Source organism: Rhodococcus sp. 15-2388-1-1a (assembly GCF_002259145.1).
In the GTDB taxonomy this organism is placed as follows: domain Bacteria; phylum Actinomycetota; class Actinomycetes; order Mycobacteriales; family Mycobacteriaceae; genus Rhodococcoides.
In genome coordinates this window covers 1-16,747 of the sequence record NZ_NPFP01000009.1, presented here as the reverse complement: position 1 = coordinate 16,747, position 16,747 = coordinate 1, and the positions used below count along the sequence as shown (strand labels likewise).

Sequence of the window (16,747 nt, the reverse complement as noted above, 5' to 3'; positions counted from 1 at the left end):
CCGCTCCACGCCCGATAGCCCCGCGCCTCGGTGGGCGCGCGGCTAATCGGTATCGCCACCCGCTCGATGATCAGTCGAGCTGGTGGTGCCTCGGGGCCGGTCTCCGAGGATTTACAAAGGGTGCACAGGCCGGCGGCAGGCTGGTGTTACGTCGGGCTCTGCCAGAAAACGACGCTGCGACAGCGACTGAGGGCAGACTTCAACGGCACACGGGACCCACGCAGGGGCACGGCGTGACGCAGACAATCCTGTAAACAGTTCGTACGCAGATGGATTCACCGACACATGGGTGAATCCAGCCTCCACTCATCCCCGCTTTACGTCGACAACATCTCGCAACAGAGCGAGGACATGAGTGCGGCAAAACGCCTTGTGAGGCGCGTCAGGACCGATTAGTATCCGAGGGCGAAGCTCCTTCCTGCAAGGTGGGGATTTCGAGGACGCCCTCGGCACCGGTGCTCGTAACACCGGAACTCGCCGGGGGCGTCTCTAGTTCGTAGGGGTCCGCGGTGAGAGGCATGTCAGGCAACGCCCGAGCTCACGCGTGCCGCCTCCTCCAGTCCGACGATGTATTCGTCAATGGCCGTGTCGGGAATCAGTCGGCGCTTACCGACCTTGACGCTGCGAATCTCACCGGCCGCAAGCTTGTTGAACAGGTTGGAGCGTCCGAGACCCGTTCGTGCCATCGCTTCCTGGACCGAATACAACCGTCGAGACATGGTGCTTCCTTTCCGCATTTTTGTGTGATTTAGCCACAATCGCGTACTCGATCGAGTCCCGTCCATGTGGTTCCACCACAACGTAGCAATTCAGTAGCGTTGCCACAACACTTCCGCGAAATCGGCTAGACTGCGTGCTTATGACACAGTCTTGGGCTGAACAGCTAGTGGCCCGCGTCGCCGGTGAAGTCCGGCGGCTTCGAGGCAAGGACCACTCGGCAATGTCAGCGGCGAAGCTTGCGGATCGCACCGAAGAGATGGGACATGGGATCTCGCGGTCGGTGGTCGCTGATCTGGAGACAGGGCGCAAGAAGAGCATCGACGTACCGGAGCTTCTGGTTCTCGCCGCAGCCCTCGGTGTTTCGCCGGCCCAACTGGTTTTTCCTGATCTCCCCAAAGGCAAAGTAGAGGTACTCCCAGGGCTCGAACAGGAGTCCCACGATGCACTGCAATGGTTCAGCGGTGAAGCGGGGTTGATGAAGCCTTCGACCGACTGGTCGGAACGTGGGGACCAAGAACCTATGGACGTGTGGGTCCGCGAGCAGTTCGATCCCAAGAACGATCGGGTGGGCATTGCACGCGAGTGGCTACATGCGTTGCAGGCGATGCGGCGCGCACGCGTTCAGATGCGCAACGGCCTCTCCAAACAAGACTCGGTGGAGCACGTCGAGGCGATGAAGTTCATGTATGAGGACGCGAGACGACGCTCCGAGGAACTGTTTCGTCAGATGACCGAGCTCGACATGAACGTCGGTGATGAGGTGTCCGATGGCTAGGCAACAACTACCTCCACAGATCCGAAAAATTTCCGTGCGGGACCGAAAGTCCGGCCGACAACTCACACGCTACGAAGTCACGGTAGACACCGGCAGCAAGACGACCGTGAAGGTGGACGCGGCCGGCGTACCGCAAACGGTGACCCGCCGGACGCAGAGTCGCCGTCGATACTCGACCGAGCAAGCAGCCCGAAGCGCACTTGCGGAGACGCTCAACTCGGTGAATAACGGCCTCTACGTTCACACCTCGCAGTTGACAGTCGAGATGGCCGTCAACTATTGGCTCGAGTCTAAACACTCTTTGAAGCCGTCCTCCCTCCATGGCCACCGAACAAATTTGCAGCCTGTGATCTCCGAGCTCGGGCATATTCCGGTTCAGAAGCTCACGAAGCCCAACGTCGAGTCCTTGGTGAGAAACCTCCGCAACGGAGGACTTCCGACAAAGCAGGGACGACCGCGGAAACCATGGTCGGCGAGGACCGTGAACTACATGCTGGGCCTGATCACAGCGATCCTCCAAGACCAGATGAAGCAGGGCAATGTAATTCGGAACGTCGGTGCGATGGTCGATCGGCTTCCCGCCGAGGCCACCGAGATGCAGACACTCTCCAAACTGGAGGTCGACAAGTTGCTCGCGCACGTGGCTCGGGAGCCCATGCAGCATGCCTGGCAGCTGGCGATGCACGGGATGCGGCGAGGCGAAATCGCCGGCCTCCGTTGGGAGGACGTCGACCTCGACAAAGCAAAACTAAAAGTCGCCAACACCCGCATCGCGGTTGGCAGCGACATTATCGAAGGTCCGCCAAAGACAAAGAAGTCTCGACGGACGCTTCCCATCTCCAAACCACTCGAGGCAGCGCTACGGGCGGCACGAGCGCAGCAGGCCAGGGACAAGTTGAGCCTGGGTGAGCACTACCAGGAATCTGAGTATGTAGTACGGCTCCCCAGCGGGCAGGCCGTCCACCCGAATCTGCTGACCTTCCGATGGAAGAAGATCCTCGAATCCGCACAGCTCAAGCACGTGCGTTTGCACGACGCTCGACACACCTGCGCGACGCTCATGCACCTGCAGGGGATCCCGATAGCGGTGATCGCCGCATGGCTGGGACACGCTTCGGCGGCCTTCACGTTGAGTGTCTACACGCACTCTCAAGAGGATGCGCTCTTGGACGCGGCCAAGAGCTTCACAGGGACCAACAGCTAGGGAGCCTATGCAGGCTTAGCGAGACATCCGGACAATCTGGAGGAAACGCCCGGATCGACGCAGCCGTCCGCCGACCCACCTCTGCCGGTAGGCTGTCCAAACTACCCAACCACTTGGAGTCTCGATGAACGTCAACCCGCCGACAGGTGCTATTCCCGCGCTCCGGGTACATCAGTGGCTGGACGCATGGAACGATCTCAATTACGACGAAGAGAATCACGCGAAACCCTCCGAGTTTTTCTACCTCTTTTCGCTTCGAGCCTCGCAACTCCGTGCCCTCGTCGGCATCTACACCCGGTCCGCGTCCTCGGGAACGCCGCGTAGTCAGGACACTGGCATCCAGCGCCGGCACGACAAAGAACGAAGCGCGGAGATTAGCCACTATGTAGTCGGAGGCTACCCATGGTCGACATTGGGCGACGTAAAACGCTCAGATCCCGAGAACCATAAGCTACGAAAACCCGGTTGGCTCCCGACTGCAGTCGTAGTGAACATACTCCGACCAGGCGACGAACGGGGAGGGGTTATACTGGCCAAGGACGCTGCGATCTCGATCGAGGACCAGTCCGAAAAATTCTCGTTTCTCAACGTCCCCGAACCCAGCCTCTTGGATGACGCTATACCTCCAATAGAGATAATCGACGGTCAACACCGCCTCTTCGCTTTCGAAGAAGGCGACGAAGAAGCCGAAGACTACGAGCTTCCAGTCGTAGCTTTCAACGGATTAGCACTCGCCTGGCAAGCATATTTGTTTTGGACAATCAATATCAAACCAAAGAAAATCAACCCGTCGCTCGCATTCGACCTGTATCCGTTACTTCGAGAACAGGAATGGCTAGACAGTGGCGAAAGCGTTACGGTCTATAAAGAAAGTAGGGCTCAAGAACTAACCGAGGTTCTATGGTCGACTCCCGACAATCCCTGGCATAGGAGAATTAATATGCTAGGGGGCACTCGGAAGGAAAACGGACCGGTAACCCAAGCAGCGTTTATTAGAAGTCTAGTAGCTAGTTTGGTCAAAAGCTGGACTCCGATCAAAGGAATTGGTGGATTGTTCGGCGGGACTCCGGGCGGTAGTGACGGACTGACATGGTCGCGCATACAGCAAGGTGCATTTCTCGTCACTGCGTGGAGGCTTCTGGCCGATTCAGTAGCCCGGTCGCAGGACGTCTGGGCGGAGAACTTACGCCAGGAGTCTGCCGAACTGGACATTCCAGGTCTGGCCCATACAATCTACAGAGAGCCAGCGTTTACTAGCACGTACAGTCTACTTGCGACGGATCAAGGCGTGCGCGGCTATCAATATGTGCTCAATGATCTATGCTATGCACGACACCTCGAATTGAGGCTATCCGAGTGGCACGATGATTCTGACTTTGCCGAAGTGACACCTGAGAACATTGAATCCATGGCGCGGACACTGGAAGAGCAGCCGGTGTACGATTTTCTCAAGAGCCTATGCGAAAGCCTAGCGTCCTATGACTGGAGGACAAGCGGCACACCACACCTTCCTGAGGACGCACGCAGATCGAAAGCAGCCATGCGTGGCAGTGGTGGATATAAAGAGATCCGAAGAAGTCTGCTTGAGCATCTTCGTCAATCAGAAATCGAAATAGTGAGTCGAACTGCTACGTTAGTGACCGTCTAGATATGGCTAGGCAACCGGCGATACCACTTGTCGCAAAAAAAGCCGCCCTGCTAAATTCGGCCGATCGATCGCAGATTGTAAAAGCGCTCTCTCGAACGTCACTTACGGCCGATTCGACCTGGCTTCCGGCGACGAACCCGTTTCAGGGAACTGCATCACCGCAGCTGAAGACCGCAATCGCGACGGCAAAATCTCTGTCAAGTAAAAAACTTGACACGCTGGGCCTCGTGGTCACCCACCAGGTACCCGAAACACAGTTCGCCGATTTACTAGCCGCCAGTACGTTTGTGCATTGTGGAGATGGATGGAGTTATCTCGGGCACGGCATAAACGCCTTACTGCGCGGCGATGAGCATTCCGCAATACATTTCATTTATTATGCCGAATTGCGTGCCGCTTTCTCCCTTCTTTGTTCGGAGGGAATCTATATTGGAGATGGCGTAAACGCCATCGTGAATCGTTCATCAGAAGTGCTTGTTATCGATCAAGACACGACACACCAAGCTGCTTGGAAGTTCCTCGATTCATGGAGTCAAAGCAAACGAGCTCAAGATCTTCTTGGCGAAATTCTAAAACCAGCGAACACTAACTTAAAAAACTGGGTGGCGAGCGCGGGAATTTCGGGGATCCAGCCCGCAATATCAGACCTGCTCCGTGACCTTTCGTTCGATCTTGCGACGTTCGCCGAGGATCGCGAGCGTCGCAATTCTGCTACTTACCTCCCAACAAGACTCCACAACGATGACGGACCACCGCTCCGGATTGCCAAAATGGTGGCAAATTTCTGGCGCTCCCTTGAGCCGGACGTTCTTGGAGGATTCCCTACCCTCGACGGTGCTCTTCTCCGTCAGGTTCTCGTCAAATCCTACGGCGGACTTAATAAGGATTCAGTAACAGACGCTATCGACTGGGCAAATTGGGAAACTTGGCTTGCTTCAGTTGCACCAGGGAACGTCACAGCGTCGGCACTGTACAAGGATCTGGTAAGTGAACCAACTAGGTCCGGTACGAATGCCGGGCCCTTCGACACCATATTTTCGACCAATCCCACCAAGCCGACTATTACCGACCAAGCTGAACAAATGCTCCTGAGGGCAACGATGCTCCTCAGACTGGCAACTGGCTCAGCTAGCAGGTTGGTTGAGGAATCCGGAATCTCCAAAACAAAAATCCATCCGTGGATCAAGTCCCTCGGCGAGATTAGAGGTCTTTGGCCATCGTCAGACCCCCCCGAAGATAGTCTCGATTTGTGGGCAGATTCCGAACTCGCAGCTGAGATTGCCGACGATCTGAAGACTGTGGACCGTTACTCGATGCTGAAAGAGCTCGGAGAGATGACTGTCACCCTAAGCCAGCCAGAACGCGTCGTAGCTTGGAGTTTTTGATGCACGGTCGCAAATCATCTTTGAACGCGCGTCCGATATGAAATATATGGGAAGCAAAGCAGCCTTATTAAGGGGTCCGCTAGGGAACAGGATCCTCGCTATGCTCGATCCCAAGGAGCGTTTTGTAGATCTGTTCACTGGATCGGCATCAGTCAGTCATTTCGTTGCCGAATCTTCTGCCGTGCCTGTATGGAGTGTCGACCTTCAGCATTACTCTAAAGTTTTATCGGAATCGGTCATAACCCGAACCGAACCGATCAGCGACCGACAGGTTGTTACGGACTGGGTAAAATCTACCCTAGAAGCAATCAACGGGGACGAGCACTACAGGCAACTAGCTGAACCCATCCATAGGCTCGGCAGGACTACAGTTTTGCGATCGCGCAAGAAATCCGCGGCAGCCCCCCAGAACTTTTTCATCACCGCGCAGTACGGCGGACATTACTTTTCTTCGCAACAGGCATACTTCCTTGATTCTCTATACCAAACGCTCCCAGAGGAGAAGTCGGAGAGAGCTGTAGGTTTGGCGGCACTTCTGCGGACGGCTAGTTCGTGCGCAGCCGCACCCGGGCACACAGCGCAGCCGTTTCAGCCCACGCCACAGCTATTGCCATTCATAAAGACAGCCTGGTCTAAAGACGTCGGCTTAGAAGTCCAGCGTGAAGTTGAATACCTGTCAGGACGTTCGGCGAAGCGCAGAGGTGCAGCCTTCGTCGCTGACGCGACGGGGTTCGCATCACAACTTAACTCCGGCGATTTGGTCTTCTGCGACCCTCCGTACTCCGACGCGCAGTACAGCCGCTTTTATCATGTCCTGGAAGGCATATCTCAGGGTGGCTGGTCGGACGTCGGCGGGGCGGGCCGGGCACCCCAGCGGTCCGAGCGTGCCAGCTCCGCGTTCAGTATGCGTAGCCAGTCAAATTCCGCAATCACAGCGCTCCTAGCAGCCTTGAGGTCTGCGGGATGCACAGTGATGATCACCTTCCCCGACGCTTCCGCCAGCAACGGCCTAAGCGGTCGTGAAATAGTGGAAATTGCTAGCAGGGAGTGGCTGGTAGAAGTAGATCTCGTTGACTCAATACACAGCACTATGGGCGGGTCGAAACAAGCCGGGGGTCGAGGCGGTCGTCGCCGGCTGCAAGAAGCAGTACTGTGTCTTCAGCCACGGTGAGACCGACTAATCCTGGTTGGTAGCGGTGTTGCCGGGCGCACCTTCACCGTACCGAGCCGCGGATCTCAGACGTCGGCGGAGGCAAAGTTCGACTTCTAACCCACGCCCTATGCACACCACCGGCGGCAGTTAAATCGAGTTGTGACATTCTGTGACACCGACGTGCGTGTTCGAACCATAATCAAAGCGACGTAACGCTCTGACCAGCTGAAACAGAGTGCCCCCAGTCGGACTCGAACCGACACTGTGCGGATTTTAAGTCCGCTGCCTCTGCCAATTGGGCTATAGGGGCCACCACCGGAGTCGCGGTCCAGCGGTGACGATCATATCGGTCTGTTACTGCGCCGGGATGACCGGCGGCACGAACTCGAAGGTCATCCCGAGGAGCCACACGAGCAGTAGGACCACCGGGAAGTGAAAGATGAACTGCAGGAACGTGAATCCGATCAGATCTCGCGCTCGCAACCCCAGAACCGCCAGCAAGGGCAGCATGAAGAACGGGTTGATCAGGTTCGGCAGAGCCTCGGCCACGTTGTAGATCTGGACGGTCCAGCCGAGGTTCATCTGCACGTCGGTCGCCGACTGCATCACGTACGGCGCTTCGACGAGCCACTTGCCACCACCGGAGGGAACGAACAGGCCGAGTACGACGGTGTAGATCGCGATGACCACCGCGAAGCCTCCACCGGATCCGATCTCGGTGAAGAAGGTCGCCAGATGCTCGGAAATCGTGATGCCTCCCCGGCCCTCCGCTTCGGTGAGCATGGCCGCCATCGCGGCGTAGAGCGGAAACTGCACCAGGATCCCGGCAGTAGCGGGCACCGCTTTGCTGACCGAATCGAGGAAGCGCCGCGGGGTGCCGTGCAGCACGAGCCCGAGCATCAGGAACACCAACAAGTACCCGTTGAGGCTGCTGACCACCGACAGAACCGGCAGCGTCAACAGCTGGGAGACAAGCCATCCCAGCGTCATCGCGCCCACGAAGAGAGGAAGAATTCGGCTGTACTCGAGCCACTCCCCTGGTCGACTGCGCGGAGCAGGCTCGGTCACGGTGTCGTCCAAATTGACGTTCATGTCTTCGGCCGTTTTGATCGCCGCGCCCTTGGGTGCCGAGAAGTGCGCAATGGCCACGGTGAGCACGATGATGATCACGCACATCAGCAACGACTGCCACGTGAAGATGGTGGTTCCGAAGTCGAGTACACCCGTCACCGAAAGCAGCGTCGCCGGAAGCGAACTGGCCGTCGCCTGCAGCTGAGCGGCCGAGGACGACATACCGAGTGCCCACACGGCTCCGAGTCCCATGAACGCAGCAGCACCGAGTGCTCGGTAGTCCGTCCGCAGATCTTCACGTCGCGCGATGGCTCGGGCCAGCAGACCGGCGAACACCAGGCTCAGGCCCCAGTTGAGGAACGAGACCGAGCAGGACAGCAGCGCCACGAAACTGACTGCGCTACTGGAACTCTTGGGCACCTGCGCCAGTCGGGTGATCAATCTGGCGACCGGTGGAGATGTAGCCACGACGTAGCCGGTGAGAACGACCATCGCCATCTGCAGCGTGAAGGCAGTCAGGTCCCAGAAGCCGTTACCGAACGCGTCGACCACATTCTGCGGAGACGACCCGTTGGCGAAGGCAGCGACAGCAACGACCACCACACCGACAAGCGCGAAGATGTAGGCGTCGGGAAACCACTTCTCGGTTCCCCTGGCGAGCATCTGCGCGACGCGCGCCAAACCTTTCTCGGCCGGCGCCTGGTCGGCCGGTATCTGCGCGGCGGGTGACGTCATCGGTGGTCCTCACCTCGAAGGGAGCCGTGACGTGGGCCACAGCGCCTGTAAGGCTTCACCGAATCACGCAGCGATGCAACCTACATCACCGCAGACCGCATCTGCAGAAATGCAGATCAGATCTTGATCGACATCGCGATTCCGTCGAGAATGTCGTGCTCACTGACCGTCAACGAGCTGACGGCACCGCGTCGCTCGAACTCCTCGGCCAATACGCTGCAGACAATTGCACCGCCGCCGATCACATCGACCCGACCGGGATGCATGGGCCCCAGCGCGCTTCGCTGCGTGTGGGTCATCCCGATCAGTCGCTCGCACACCTCGAAGAGCTGATCAAACGGCACTCGCGAGAGGTGCACCGCGTCGGCGTCGTACTCGGGTAGTTCCTTGGCGATGGCCGCGATGGTCGTCATCGTGCCGGCCACACCCACCCAGCTCGACGCGTCGCCGATCGACACTTCCTCGAACGCCTCCGCCAACTTCTCGCGGGCGTACTCACGCGCACCGTTGATCTCGTCGACGGTGGGCGGGTCGCTGTGCAAGAAGCGCTCGGTCAGCCGCACACACCCGATGTTGGCGGAGAACGCAGACTTCACGCCCTTCGCATCGCCGAGCACCAGTTCGGTGGAGCCGCCGCCCAGATCGACAACGACGAAAGGCCCTGCGGCAGCGTCGAGTTCACCGACTGCGCCGGCGAAGGACAACCGAGCCTCTTCGTCTCCGGTGATCACCTCGGCCTCGGCCCCGGGGATGACTTTGCCGAGTACCTCGCGCACCATCGAGAAGAAGTCCTCCCGATTGGACGCGTCACGAGTAGCCGACGTCGCGACCATCCGCACCGCGGTGGCCCCGGTCTTGCGAATGATTTCCGCGTACTCCACCAATGCCACCCGGGTGCGCTCGATCGCCTCGGGCACGAATGCGCCGGTCGCGTCGACGCCCTGCCCGAGCCGCACCACTCGCATCTCGCGAGCGACGTCCGCCAGGGACTTACCGTTGTTGTCGGCGACGAGCAGGCGGATCGAGTTGGTGCCGCAATCGATTGCTGCAACCCTGGTCATGATTTCTCCGCACGTAGTTCTTCGATGGTCGGCCAATCGGCCGGAATAGCCTTGCCGCGCAACGAGTTCTCGGCTGCCAACGCCACCGACTCGTCACCCAGCGGGTTGACGCCGGGGCCCTTGGCCAACGAATGCGCGATGAGCACGTGCAGGCACTTCACACGATCGGGCATGCCGCCGCCGGTGAAATCCGTTCCGAGAGATTCGATCTCGTCACGCTCGGCCAGATACGACTGGTGGGCGCGCAGGTATGCCGCGGCCAATTCGGGATCGGTACCGAGACGTTCGGTCATCTCCCGCATCACGCCGGCCGATTCCTGCCGACTGGCCTCGGCCGTCAGCCGCGGATCCGTCAGATAGAACAAGGTGGGAAAAGGCGTGCCGTCGGGCAGCTTCGGGGCGGTTTTGACCACACCCGGCCTGCCGTCCGGAGATCGATATGCGATCTCGAGTACACCACGCGGTTCACGTCCGAGCTGCGATGCGACCGCATCGAGATCTTCCTGCGAGACTGCCGAGGAATTCACCCGACCGGTCCTCCTTCTGGTTCTGGCACCGGCGGCGCGGCCGGTGCGGGTTCTGGCTGTACGAGAGGCATCGGTGCGGAGGTCGGCTCCGCGGGCTCGTCCGATCCCTGCGGCTGGACCGCGGTGTTCCACAACTCCGTGTACCACGGTCCCGTCGGGGTCTTGTCCACTGCGAGGTCTTCGGAGCTCGGCGAGTAGTCGCCGGGCAACTGCACCTGATACGGCGTCTCCCCCGGCATGACGAACCGCAGACGTTCGCGAGCGTCGGCCGCAATGCGGGACGGCTCGTCGAGTTGAGACTTCTGAACCTGCAGGCGGCTCACGTCGTTCTCCAACGCCTGCCGCTCGGCCAGCACGGATTCGAGCTCACTGCGTTGCGAGAAGTAGGTGCGCAGCGGCACCGCCAGCGTCAACGCCAGCGCACACACCACAACACCGAGAATGACGGCTCGTCCGGTGGACAGTCCGAAAAACGTCCGCTCGGGCATCTTGGGCCGACGAACACCGACGCGCCGAGGAGCAGCCTTGCCGCCGACCACCGCGTCGCGCACCTGCTCGGAGGTTTCCGGCGGGGTGGCCTGCCGACCGGAGGCGTTCTCGTCGCGAGAGACGCCCCCGGCCTTGGACCGACCCGAAGAGGAGGCCCGGCCGCGGGGTCGGGGATCACGTCCACCTGGACTGGTCCCTGACCTGCCGCGCCGTGCCATCATTCACTCTCCACTTCGTGCCATACGTGCCTGTTCGCTATCCCTCGTAATTGAACCGGGGGAAAGACAACTCGCCGGCGTAACGCGCCGCATCACCCAGAGCTTCTTCGATACGCAGCAACTGGTTGTACTTGGCAACGCGCTCGCTTCGAGCCGGAGCACCGGTCTTGATCTGGCCGCTGCCGACGGCAACTGCCAGGTCAGCGATGGTGGTGTCCTCGGTCTCGCCGGACCGGTGGCTCATCATCGTCTTGTAGCCGTTGCGGTGCGCCAGATCCACGGCGTCCAGGGTCTCGGTGAGCGTGCCGATCTGGTTGACCTTGACCAGCAGCGCGTTGGCCGCACCCTTGACGATGCCGTCTTCGAGACGCTCGGGGTTGGTGACAAAGAGATCGTCGCCGACGATCTGCACCTTGTCGCCGATGGCCTCGGTGAGCGCAACCCAGCCGTCCCAGTCGTTCTCGTCGAGCGGATCCTCGATGGAGACCAGCGGGTAGGCGTCGACGAGCTCGCCGTAGAACGCCGACATCTGCTCAGCAGACTTGGTCTCACGCTCGAAGGCGTAGCCGGTGCCTGCGGTGTAGAACTCGGTGGCCGCCACGTCGAGAGCGAGGGCAACGTCCTGCCCCGGCTTGAGGCCGGTCTTGCCGATGGCCTCGAGGATGAGGTCGAGAGCAGCCTTGGTGCCTGCGAGGTCGGGAGCGAAGCCGCCCTCGTCGCCGAGGCCGGTGCCCAGGCCCTTGGCCTTGAGCACGGACTTGAGTGCGTGGTAGACCTCCGCACCCCAGCGCAGCGATTCCTTGAAGGTGGGTGCGCCGATGGGGGCGATCATGAATTCCTGCACGTCGACGCCACTGTCTGCGTGCGCGCCACCGTTGATGATGTTCATCATCGGAACAGGGAGGATGTGCGCGTTGGGGCCGCCGAGGTAGCGGAAAAGTTCGAGTCCGGTGGACTCGGCAGCGGACTTCGCGACCGCGAGCGAGACACCGAGCAGTGCGTTCGCGCCGAGGCGAGACTTGTCGGGCGTTCCGTCCAGATCCAGCAGGGCCTGGTCGACGGTGCGCTGCTCGATGGCGTCCAGACCGATGACGGCCGGCGCGATCTCGTCCAGCACGGCATTGACGGCCTTCTCGACACCCTTGCCGCCGTAGCGGTCTCCGCCGTCACGAAGCTCGACAGCTTCGTGCTCACCGGTGGATGCACCGGAGGGAACGGCGGCGCGACTCAGCGTCCCGTCGTCCAATGCGACCTCGACCTCGATCGTGGGGTTGCCACGAGAATCGAGGATTTCGCGCGCTCCGACCTGCTCAATGATGGCCACGAATGCTTCTCCTATAAACGGGTACCGACGGACTGTGCCGGGTGCAAGACTAGCCGCTCCCCTGCACTGCTCGCGATGCATGGAGGTCCTACGGCCTGGTGCCCACCGAGTACGCGGCCGCACGATCGCGCACATCCCGCAGGTATTGACCCGACAGGTTGTAGGCCATCAACGCCGTCTCCCAGCCCTGCGCGGTCCGCAGATCACCGCCGCGCGCACACAGGTATCGCGCCGCGGTCAGCGCAGCGTCGTCGATGTTGTCGGGATCGGCGACGCCATCGCCGTTGGCGTCGACGCCCCATTTCTTCCACGTCTCGGGAATGAACTGCATGGGGCCCATGGCCCGATCGAACTCGGTGTCACCGTCCATGACGCCGCCGTCGGTGTCCGGAATCTCGGCGACGCCCGGTCCGCCGTCGAGGGGGATTCCGCGAATCGGCGGTGCTACGAGACCGTCGGGCTGAACCGACGAACCCTGGTACGTGCCGTGTCGACTCTCGATATAGCCGATGCCGGCGAGGGTCGTCCACGCGATTCCGCAATCGGCATCCGTCTCGGTCATGATCGCCGCTGCGTGCCCGTACGACGCCAACGCGGTCACCGAGATGCCGAGCGCGTCGGTTTGCGGTTCGGCCCAGGCGAGCAACAGATCGGCCGTCCGCCCGGGCGCGTTGAAGTCGATGGCCGGCACTTCGGTGCCGGGCCCGGGCGGGATGCCTTCGGGAATCTCGCGCTCGGGCTCGCCGGTACCGCACGCGGTCAACGCGAGAAGGACCGACGCTGTGGCGAGCACGCAGATACGGGAGATCACCACTCCATCCTGCACACGCAAGGTAATAGAAAGCTAAAGACCGAGATAACCCCTGGTCAACGCATATTCGGCATGGATTGCAGGGTGTATGTTCTGGTCAGTCCTCACGCATGAGGGTCGCCTACCCTTTGCGAGGGAAGGCGTACCAATGTTCGACGCACCGCAGGAGCCTGATTCATGCCACTTCTCGCCGCCGCTGGTTCGGCGCCGTCGATCGCCACCCAGATGTTCGGCAGTGGCTTGATCGGCCTGCGCGAGGGGCTCGAGACCGGCATCGTCGTGATGATCCTCGTCGCGTTCCTCGTCAAGGCCGATCGCCGCGACGCGCTCAAGTGGGTCTGGCTCGGAGTCGGCCTTGCCGTCGCCATGGTGGCCGCCATCTTCTTCGTGATCCACTACGGCACGTCCACTGTCACCGGGCTGACCGCCGAAATCATCGCCGGAGCCGCATCGCTCGTTGCTGTAGTGATTGTGACGGCGATGGTGCTCTGGATGCGCACCGCCGCGAAGAACATCTCCGGCGAGTTGCGCGCGAACATGGAGAAGGCGCTGACCGTCGGCCCCGCGGCAGTACTGGCGCTGGCGTTCTTCGCCGTCGGCCGCGAAGGCGTCGAGACCGCGTTGCTCATGGTCGGCTACGCCGAGAACACCAACGGCAGCCTCTGGCCACTGCTCGGACTGCTGCTCGGCATCGTCGTCGCTGCCGTGCTGACGGTGTTCCTGTACTTCGGTGCCGTCCGCATCAACTTCGCGGTGTTCTTCAAGTACACCGGCATCTTCCTCATCGTGGTCGCCGCCGGAATCCTCGCCTACGGCATCCGCGCACTGCAGATCGGCGGCATCCTGCCCGGCGGCGGTGCCGTCGCCTTCGACATCACCGCACACTTCGACGCCTCGAGCTGGTACGGCACCGTGCTCGCAGGCATCTTCAACTTCCGGCCCGAACCCACTGTGTTCCAAGCGATCGCGTGGGTGCTCTACATCGTGGTCGTCCTCTACCTCTTCCTCCGCCCGGTTCGCGTTCCCGCGACTCCCGAGCCTGCTCTGCAATCCTCCTGAAAGGCACCACCACCATGCGTCGTACCACCTACGCTCTGGCCGCCGTTGCGGTTCTGCCGATGGCTCTGGCCGGATGCACCGAGAAGTCCTCCACCGAAGCCGCGTCGGGCGACATCACCGTCACCGCGACCGACTCCACCTGCGACGTCGGCGCCTCCGAGAGCACCACCGGAAACTCGACGTTCCAGATCACCAACAACGGCAGCAAGGTCACCGAGTTCTACGTCTACGGCGAGGGTGACCGCGTCATGGGTGAGGTGGAGAACATCGGACCCGGCCTGACGCGTCAGCTCATCGTCGCCCTGCCCGACCCCGGCACGTACCAAACCGCCTGCAAGGCAGGCATGGTGGGCGACGGTATCCGCGCCGACTACGTCGTCACCGGCGACTCGGTGCGCACCACGGACGAGGACGGACTCCTCGCCGAGGCAGCAGCCGGCTACAAGCGTTACGTCGTCAGCCAGATCGACGCACTGCAGGACACCACGACGTCGTTCGTCACCGCCGTCAAGAGCGGAGACGTCGAGGCGGCCAAGGCTCAATTCCCCATTGCGCGTAGCTACTACGAGCGCATCGAGCCCGTCGCCGAGAGCTTCCCGGACGACCTCGACCCGCGCATCGACCTGCGTGAGCCCGACGTGGAGCCCGGAGCCGAGTGGACCGGATTCCACCGCATCGAGAAGGACCTGTGGACGCAGGGTCTGCAGCCCGACACGAACGCGATGGCCGATCAGCTCGAGGCCGACATCACCGAACTCGCCGACAAGATCAAGGCCGACGACTTCACCATCGACCCGATCCAGGTGGCAGGCGGCGCACAGGGACTGCTCGACGAGGTCGCCAAGACCAAGATCAGCGGCGAAGAAGACTTCTTCTCGCACACCGACCTGTGGGACTTCCAGGCCAACGTCGACGGCTCGCAGGCCGCCATCGCCGCCGTCCGACCCATCCTCGACGAGCGCAACGCCGAACTGGGCACCGCCATCGACGCGCGCTTCGAAGAACTGGACGCAGAACTCGCCAAGTACCGCAGCGGCGACGGCTTCGTCTTCTACGACACCGTGACCGAACCTCAGCGCCAGGAACTTTCGAACAAGATCGATGCGTTGTCCGCCGAAGTGAGCCAGGTGCAGGGTGTCGTTGCAGGACAATAAGACCGGGCAGTTCTCCCGACGGCGCCTCTTCGGTGCCGTCGGGACCGGTGCTGCGCTCGTCGGAGTCGGGGCAATCGCGGGACATGCGACGGCCTCCGGTGCCGAGGTGCCCACCTCGGATGTCGTCGAATTCCGTGGCGACCATCAGGCCGGAATCGTCACCCCGGCGCAGGATCGTATGCACTTCGTCGCCTTCGACGTCACCACCGACTCTCGCGACGAATTCGTTGCGCTGCTGAAGAAGTGGACCCTGATGGCCGAACGCCTCACCAAGGGTGAGGAGACGTTCGACGGCGGCGCGGTCGACGGCGGTCAGTACAACCCGCCCACCGACACGGGCGAAGCTCTCGGTCTGACGGCGTCGTCGCTGACGTTGACCATCGGTTTCGGGCCGAGCCTGTTCGATCGTTTCGACCTGGCATCGAAAAGGCCTGCGTCACTTGCCGATCTACAGCACTTCCCTGCCGACAACCTCGATCCCGCACGCTCCGGCGGAGACCTGTGCATCCAGGCCTGCGCCGACGACCCACAGGTTGCCGTCCACGCTATCCGCAACCTCGCCCGTGTCGGCTTCGGCACCGTGTCGGTCAAGTGGTCGCAACTCGGTTTCGGTCGAACCTCGTCCACCTCGACCACCCAGGCAACGCCGCGAAACCTGTTCGGCTTCAAAGACGGAACGGCGAACCTCAAGGCCGAGGACCCGACTCTGCTCGACGACAACGTGTGGGTCTCTGCTGACGACGATCAGGAATGGATGGCCGGCGGCTCCTACCTCGTGGCGCGTCGAATCCGCATGCTCATCGAATCCTGGGACCGCACGACTTTGAAAGAACAGGAGCGAGTGATCGGGCGCAGCAAGGGAACCGGCGCGCCACTCGGCCAGAAGGACGAATTCGACGCACTCGACTTCGAATCTCAAGGCCCCGAGGGCACCTTCATCGACAAGACCGCGCACGTGCGCCTGGCGTCGAAGGAGAACCTCGGTGGCGTCCAGATCCTGCGTCGGGGATACAACTTCACCGACGGATCCGACGGCTTCGGCCACCTCGACGCCGGCCTGTTCTTCATCGCCTACTGCCGCGACCCACTGACCCAGTTCGTACCGATGCAACTGGCGCTCTCCCGCAAGGACGCGTTGAACGAATACATCCAACACGTGGGATCGGCGGTCTTCGCCTGCCCTCCCGGCGTCGAGGAATCCGAGTTCTGGGGGTCTACCCTCTTCGCTTGAATGGTTCATTCATGCGAGCAGACAGCGTGCGTGGCGCATCCAGGCCGCTCGACGAGAACGTCTCCTACCGAAGTGGAACCGATCCGACCTCGGGTGCGTCTAACCTGACGACGTGATTCTGCGAGGGGGAAACGATGCGTAAGGCCTGTCTGACGGCGATCAGCGTCGCACTGCTGGTCGGC

At 61.2% G+C, this 16,747-nt stretch carries 15 protein-coding genes and 1 tRNA gene; 8 read left to right on the top strand and 8 right to left on the bottom strand.

Annotated elements, in window-relative coordinates; all coding sequences use genetic code 11:
* Nucleotides 1-521: 521 nt before the first annotated feature.
* Nucleotides 522-719 (bottom strand): excisionase family DNA-binding protein, encoded by a 198-nt coding sequence (locus CH302_RS08720; protein ID WP_032368532.1) that lies wholly within the window; start codon nt 717-719, stop codon nt 522-524.
* Nucleotides 720-940: 221 nt separating this feature from the next.
* On the opposite strand from CH302_RS08720, the gene CH302_RS08715 reads away from it, so the two are divergent.
* The 5 genes from CH302_RS08715 to CH302_RS30845 all read left to right on the top strand — a co-directional run bounded on the left by CH302_RS08715 (nt 941) and on the right by CH302_RS30845 (nt 6,903).
* Nucleotides 941-1,495 carry a helix-turn-helix domain-containing protein gene (locus CH302_RS08715; RefSeq protein ID WP_255137724.1) on the top strand — a complete coding sequence of 185 codons (555 nt, stop codon included), beginning with the start codon at nt 941-943 and terminating at the stop codon, nt 1,493-1,495.
* A 106-nt stretch (nt 1,496-1,601) separates the two neighbouring features.
* Nucleotides 1,602-2,699, top strand: a complete 1,098-nt coding sequence (locus CH302_RS08710; protein WP_230596312.1) for a tyrosine-type recombinase/integrase — start codon at nt 1,602-1,604, stop codon at nt 2,697-2,699.
* A gap of 124 nt (nt 2,700-2,823) precedes the next feature.
* Entirely contained in the window at nt 2,824-4,347 is a 1,524-nt protein-coding gene (locus CH302_RS08705; protein WP_082323717.1) for a DGQHR domain-containing protein, read from the top strand.
* A gap of 2 nt (nt 4,348-4,349) precedes the next feature.
* Entirely contained in the window at nt 4,350-5,732 is a 1,383-nt protein-coding gene (locus CH302_RS29565; RefSeq protein WP_141216612.1) for a hypothetical protein, read from the top strand.
* A gap of 37 nt (nt 5,733-5,769) precedes the next feature.
* Nucleotides 5,770-6,903 carry a DNA adenine methylase gene (locus tag CH302_RS30845; RefSeq protein WP_141216611.1) on the top strand — a complete coding sequence of 378 codons (1,134 nt, stop codon included), beginning with the start codon at nt 5,770-5,772 and terminating at the stop codon, nt 6,901-6,903.
* Between the two features lie 218 nt (nt 6,904-7,121).
* On the opposite strand, the gene CH302_RS08695 is transcribed toward CH302_RS30845, so the two are convergent.
* From CH302_RS08695 to CH302_RS08665, 7 genes are all read right to left on the bottom strand, one after another.
* Nucleotides 7,122-7,195, bottom strand: a tRNA-Leu gene (locus CH302_RS08695).
* A 44-nt stretch (nt 7,196-7,239) separates the two neighbouring features.
* Nucleotides 7,240-8,691: a short-chain fatty acid transporter gene (locus CH302_RS08690; protein WP_037192074.1), complete on the bottom strand. Its 1,452-nt coding sequence runs from the start codon at nt 8,689-8,691 to the stop codon at nt 7,240-7,242.
* A gap of 116 nt (nt 8,692-8,807) precedes the next feature.
* Nucleotides 8,808-9,752 carry a Ppx/GppA phosphatase family protein gene (locus CH302_RS08685; protein ID WP_037192071.1) on the bottom strand — a complete coding sequence of 315 codons (945 nt, stop codon included), beginning with the start codon at nt 9,750-9,752 and terminating at the stop codon, nt 8,808-8,810.
* Nucleotides 9,749-10,279: a DUF501 domain-containing protein gene (locus CH302_RS08680; protein WP_032404265.1), complete on the bottom strand. Its 531-nt coding sequence runs from the start codon at nt 10,277-10,279 to the stop codon at nt 9,749-9,751. The genes CH302_RS08685 and CH302_RS08680 overlap by 4 nt, the downstream gene beginning before the upstream one ends.
* Nucleotides 10,276-10,989, bottom strand: a complete 714-nt coding sequence (locus CH302_RS08675) for an FtsB family cell division protein (protein ID WP_230596311.1) — start codon at nt 10,987-10,989, stop codon at nt 10,276-10,278. Before CH302_RS08675 ends, CH302_RS08680 begins: the two co-directional genes overlap by 4 nt.
* 34 nt (nt 10,990-11,023) lie before the next feature.
* Entirely contained in the window at nt 11,024-12,310 is a 1,287-nt protein-coding gene (gene eno / locus CH302_RS08670; RefSeq protein ID WP_037192069.1) for a phosphopyruvate hydratase, read from the bottom strand.
* Nucleotides 12,311-12,398: 88 nt separating this feature from the next.
* Nucleotides 12,399-13,121: a lytic transglycosylase domain-containing protein gene (locus CH302_RS08665; RefSeq protein ID WP_094649927.1), complete on the bottom strand. Its 723-nt coding sequence runs from the start codon at nt 13,119-13,121 to the stop codon at nt 12,399-12,401.
* 177 nt (nt 13,122-13,298) lie between these two features.
* Between CH302_RS08665 and efeU the strand changes: the two genes are divergently transcribed.
* Genes efeU through efeB form a run of 3 tightly spaced genes read left to right on the top strand, consistent with a single transcriptional unit; the run spans nt 13,299 to nt 16,565 of the window.
* Nucleotides 13,299-14,180: an iron uptake transporter permease EfeU gene (efeU, locus tag CH302_RS08660; protein WP_037192064.1), complete on the top strand. Its 882-nt coding sequence runs from the start codon at nt 13,299-13,301 to the stop codon at nt 14,178-14,180.
* A 14-nt stretch (nt 14,181-14,194) separates the two neighbouring features.
* Nucleotides 14,195-15,334 carry an iron uptake system protein EfeO gene (gene efeO / locus CH302_RS08655; protein ID WP_037192062.1) on the top strand — a complete coding sequence of 380 codons (1,140 nt, stop codon included), beginning with the start codon at nt 14,195-14,197 and terminating at the stop codon, nt 15,332-15,334.
* The gene (efeB, locus tag CH302_RS08650) at nt 15,315-16,565 is read left to right on the top strand and encodes an iron uptake transporter deferrochelatase/peroxidase subunit (protein ID WP_094649925.1); all 1,251 of its coding nucleotides are present in this window, start codon (nt 15,315-15,317) and stop codon (nt 16,563-16,565) included. Before efeO ends, efeB begins: the two co-directional genes overlap by 20 nt.
* Nucleotides 16,566-16,747 lie beyond the last annotated feature (182 nt).

Excerpts from the sequence above, each read along its gene's own strand:
- CH302_RS08720 (WP_032368532.1), bottom strand. The coding sequence starts at position 719 with ATGTCTCGACGGTTGTATTCGGTCCAGGAAGCGATGGCACGAACGGGT.
- CH302_RS08715 (WP_255137724.1), top strand. The coding sequence starts at position 941 with ATGTCAGCGGCGAAGCTTGCGGATCGCACCGAAGAGATGGGACATGGG.
- CH302_RS08705 (WP_082323717.1), top strand. The coding sequence starts at position 2,824 with ATGAACGTCAACCCGCCGACAGGTGCTATTCCCGCGCTCCGGGTACAT.
- CH302_RS29565 (WP_141216612.1), top strand. The coding sequence starts at position 4,350 with ATGGCTAGGCAACCGGCGATACCACTTGTCGCAAAAAAAGCCGCCCTG.
- CH302_RS30845 (WP_141216611.1), top strand. The coding sequence starts at position 5,770 with ATGAAATATATGGGAAGCAAAGCAGCCTTATTAAGGGGTCCGCTAGGG.
- CH302_RS08690 (WP_037192074.1), bottom strand. The coding sequence starts at position 8,691 with ATGACGTCACCCGCCGCGCAGATACCGGCCGACCAGGCGCCGGCCGAG.
- CH302_RS08685 (WP_037192071.1), bottom strand. The coding sequence starts at position 9,752 with ATGACCAGGGTTGCAGCAATCGATTGCGGCACCAACTCGATCCGCCTG.
- CH302_RS08675 (WP_230596311.1), bottom strand. The coding sequence starts at position 10,989 with ATGATGGCACGGCGCGGCAGGTCAGGGACCAGTCCAGGTGGACGTGAT.
- efeU (WP_037192064.1), top strand. The coding sequence starts at position 13,299 with ATGCCACTTCTCGCCGCCGCTGGTTCGGCGCCGTCGATCGCCACCCAG.
- efeO (WP_037192062.1), top strand. The coding sequence starts at position 14,195 with ATGCGTCGTACCACCTACGCTCTGGCCGCCGTTGCGGTTCTGCCGATG.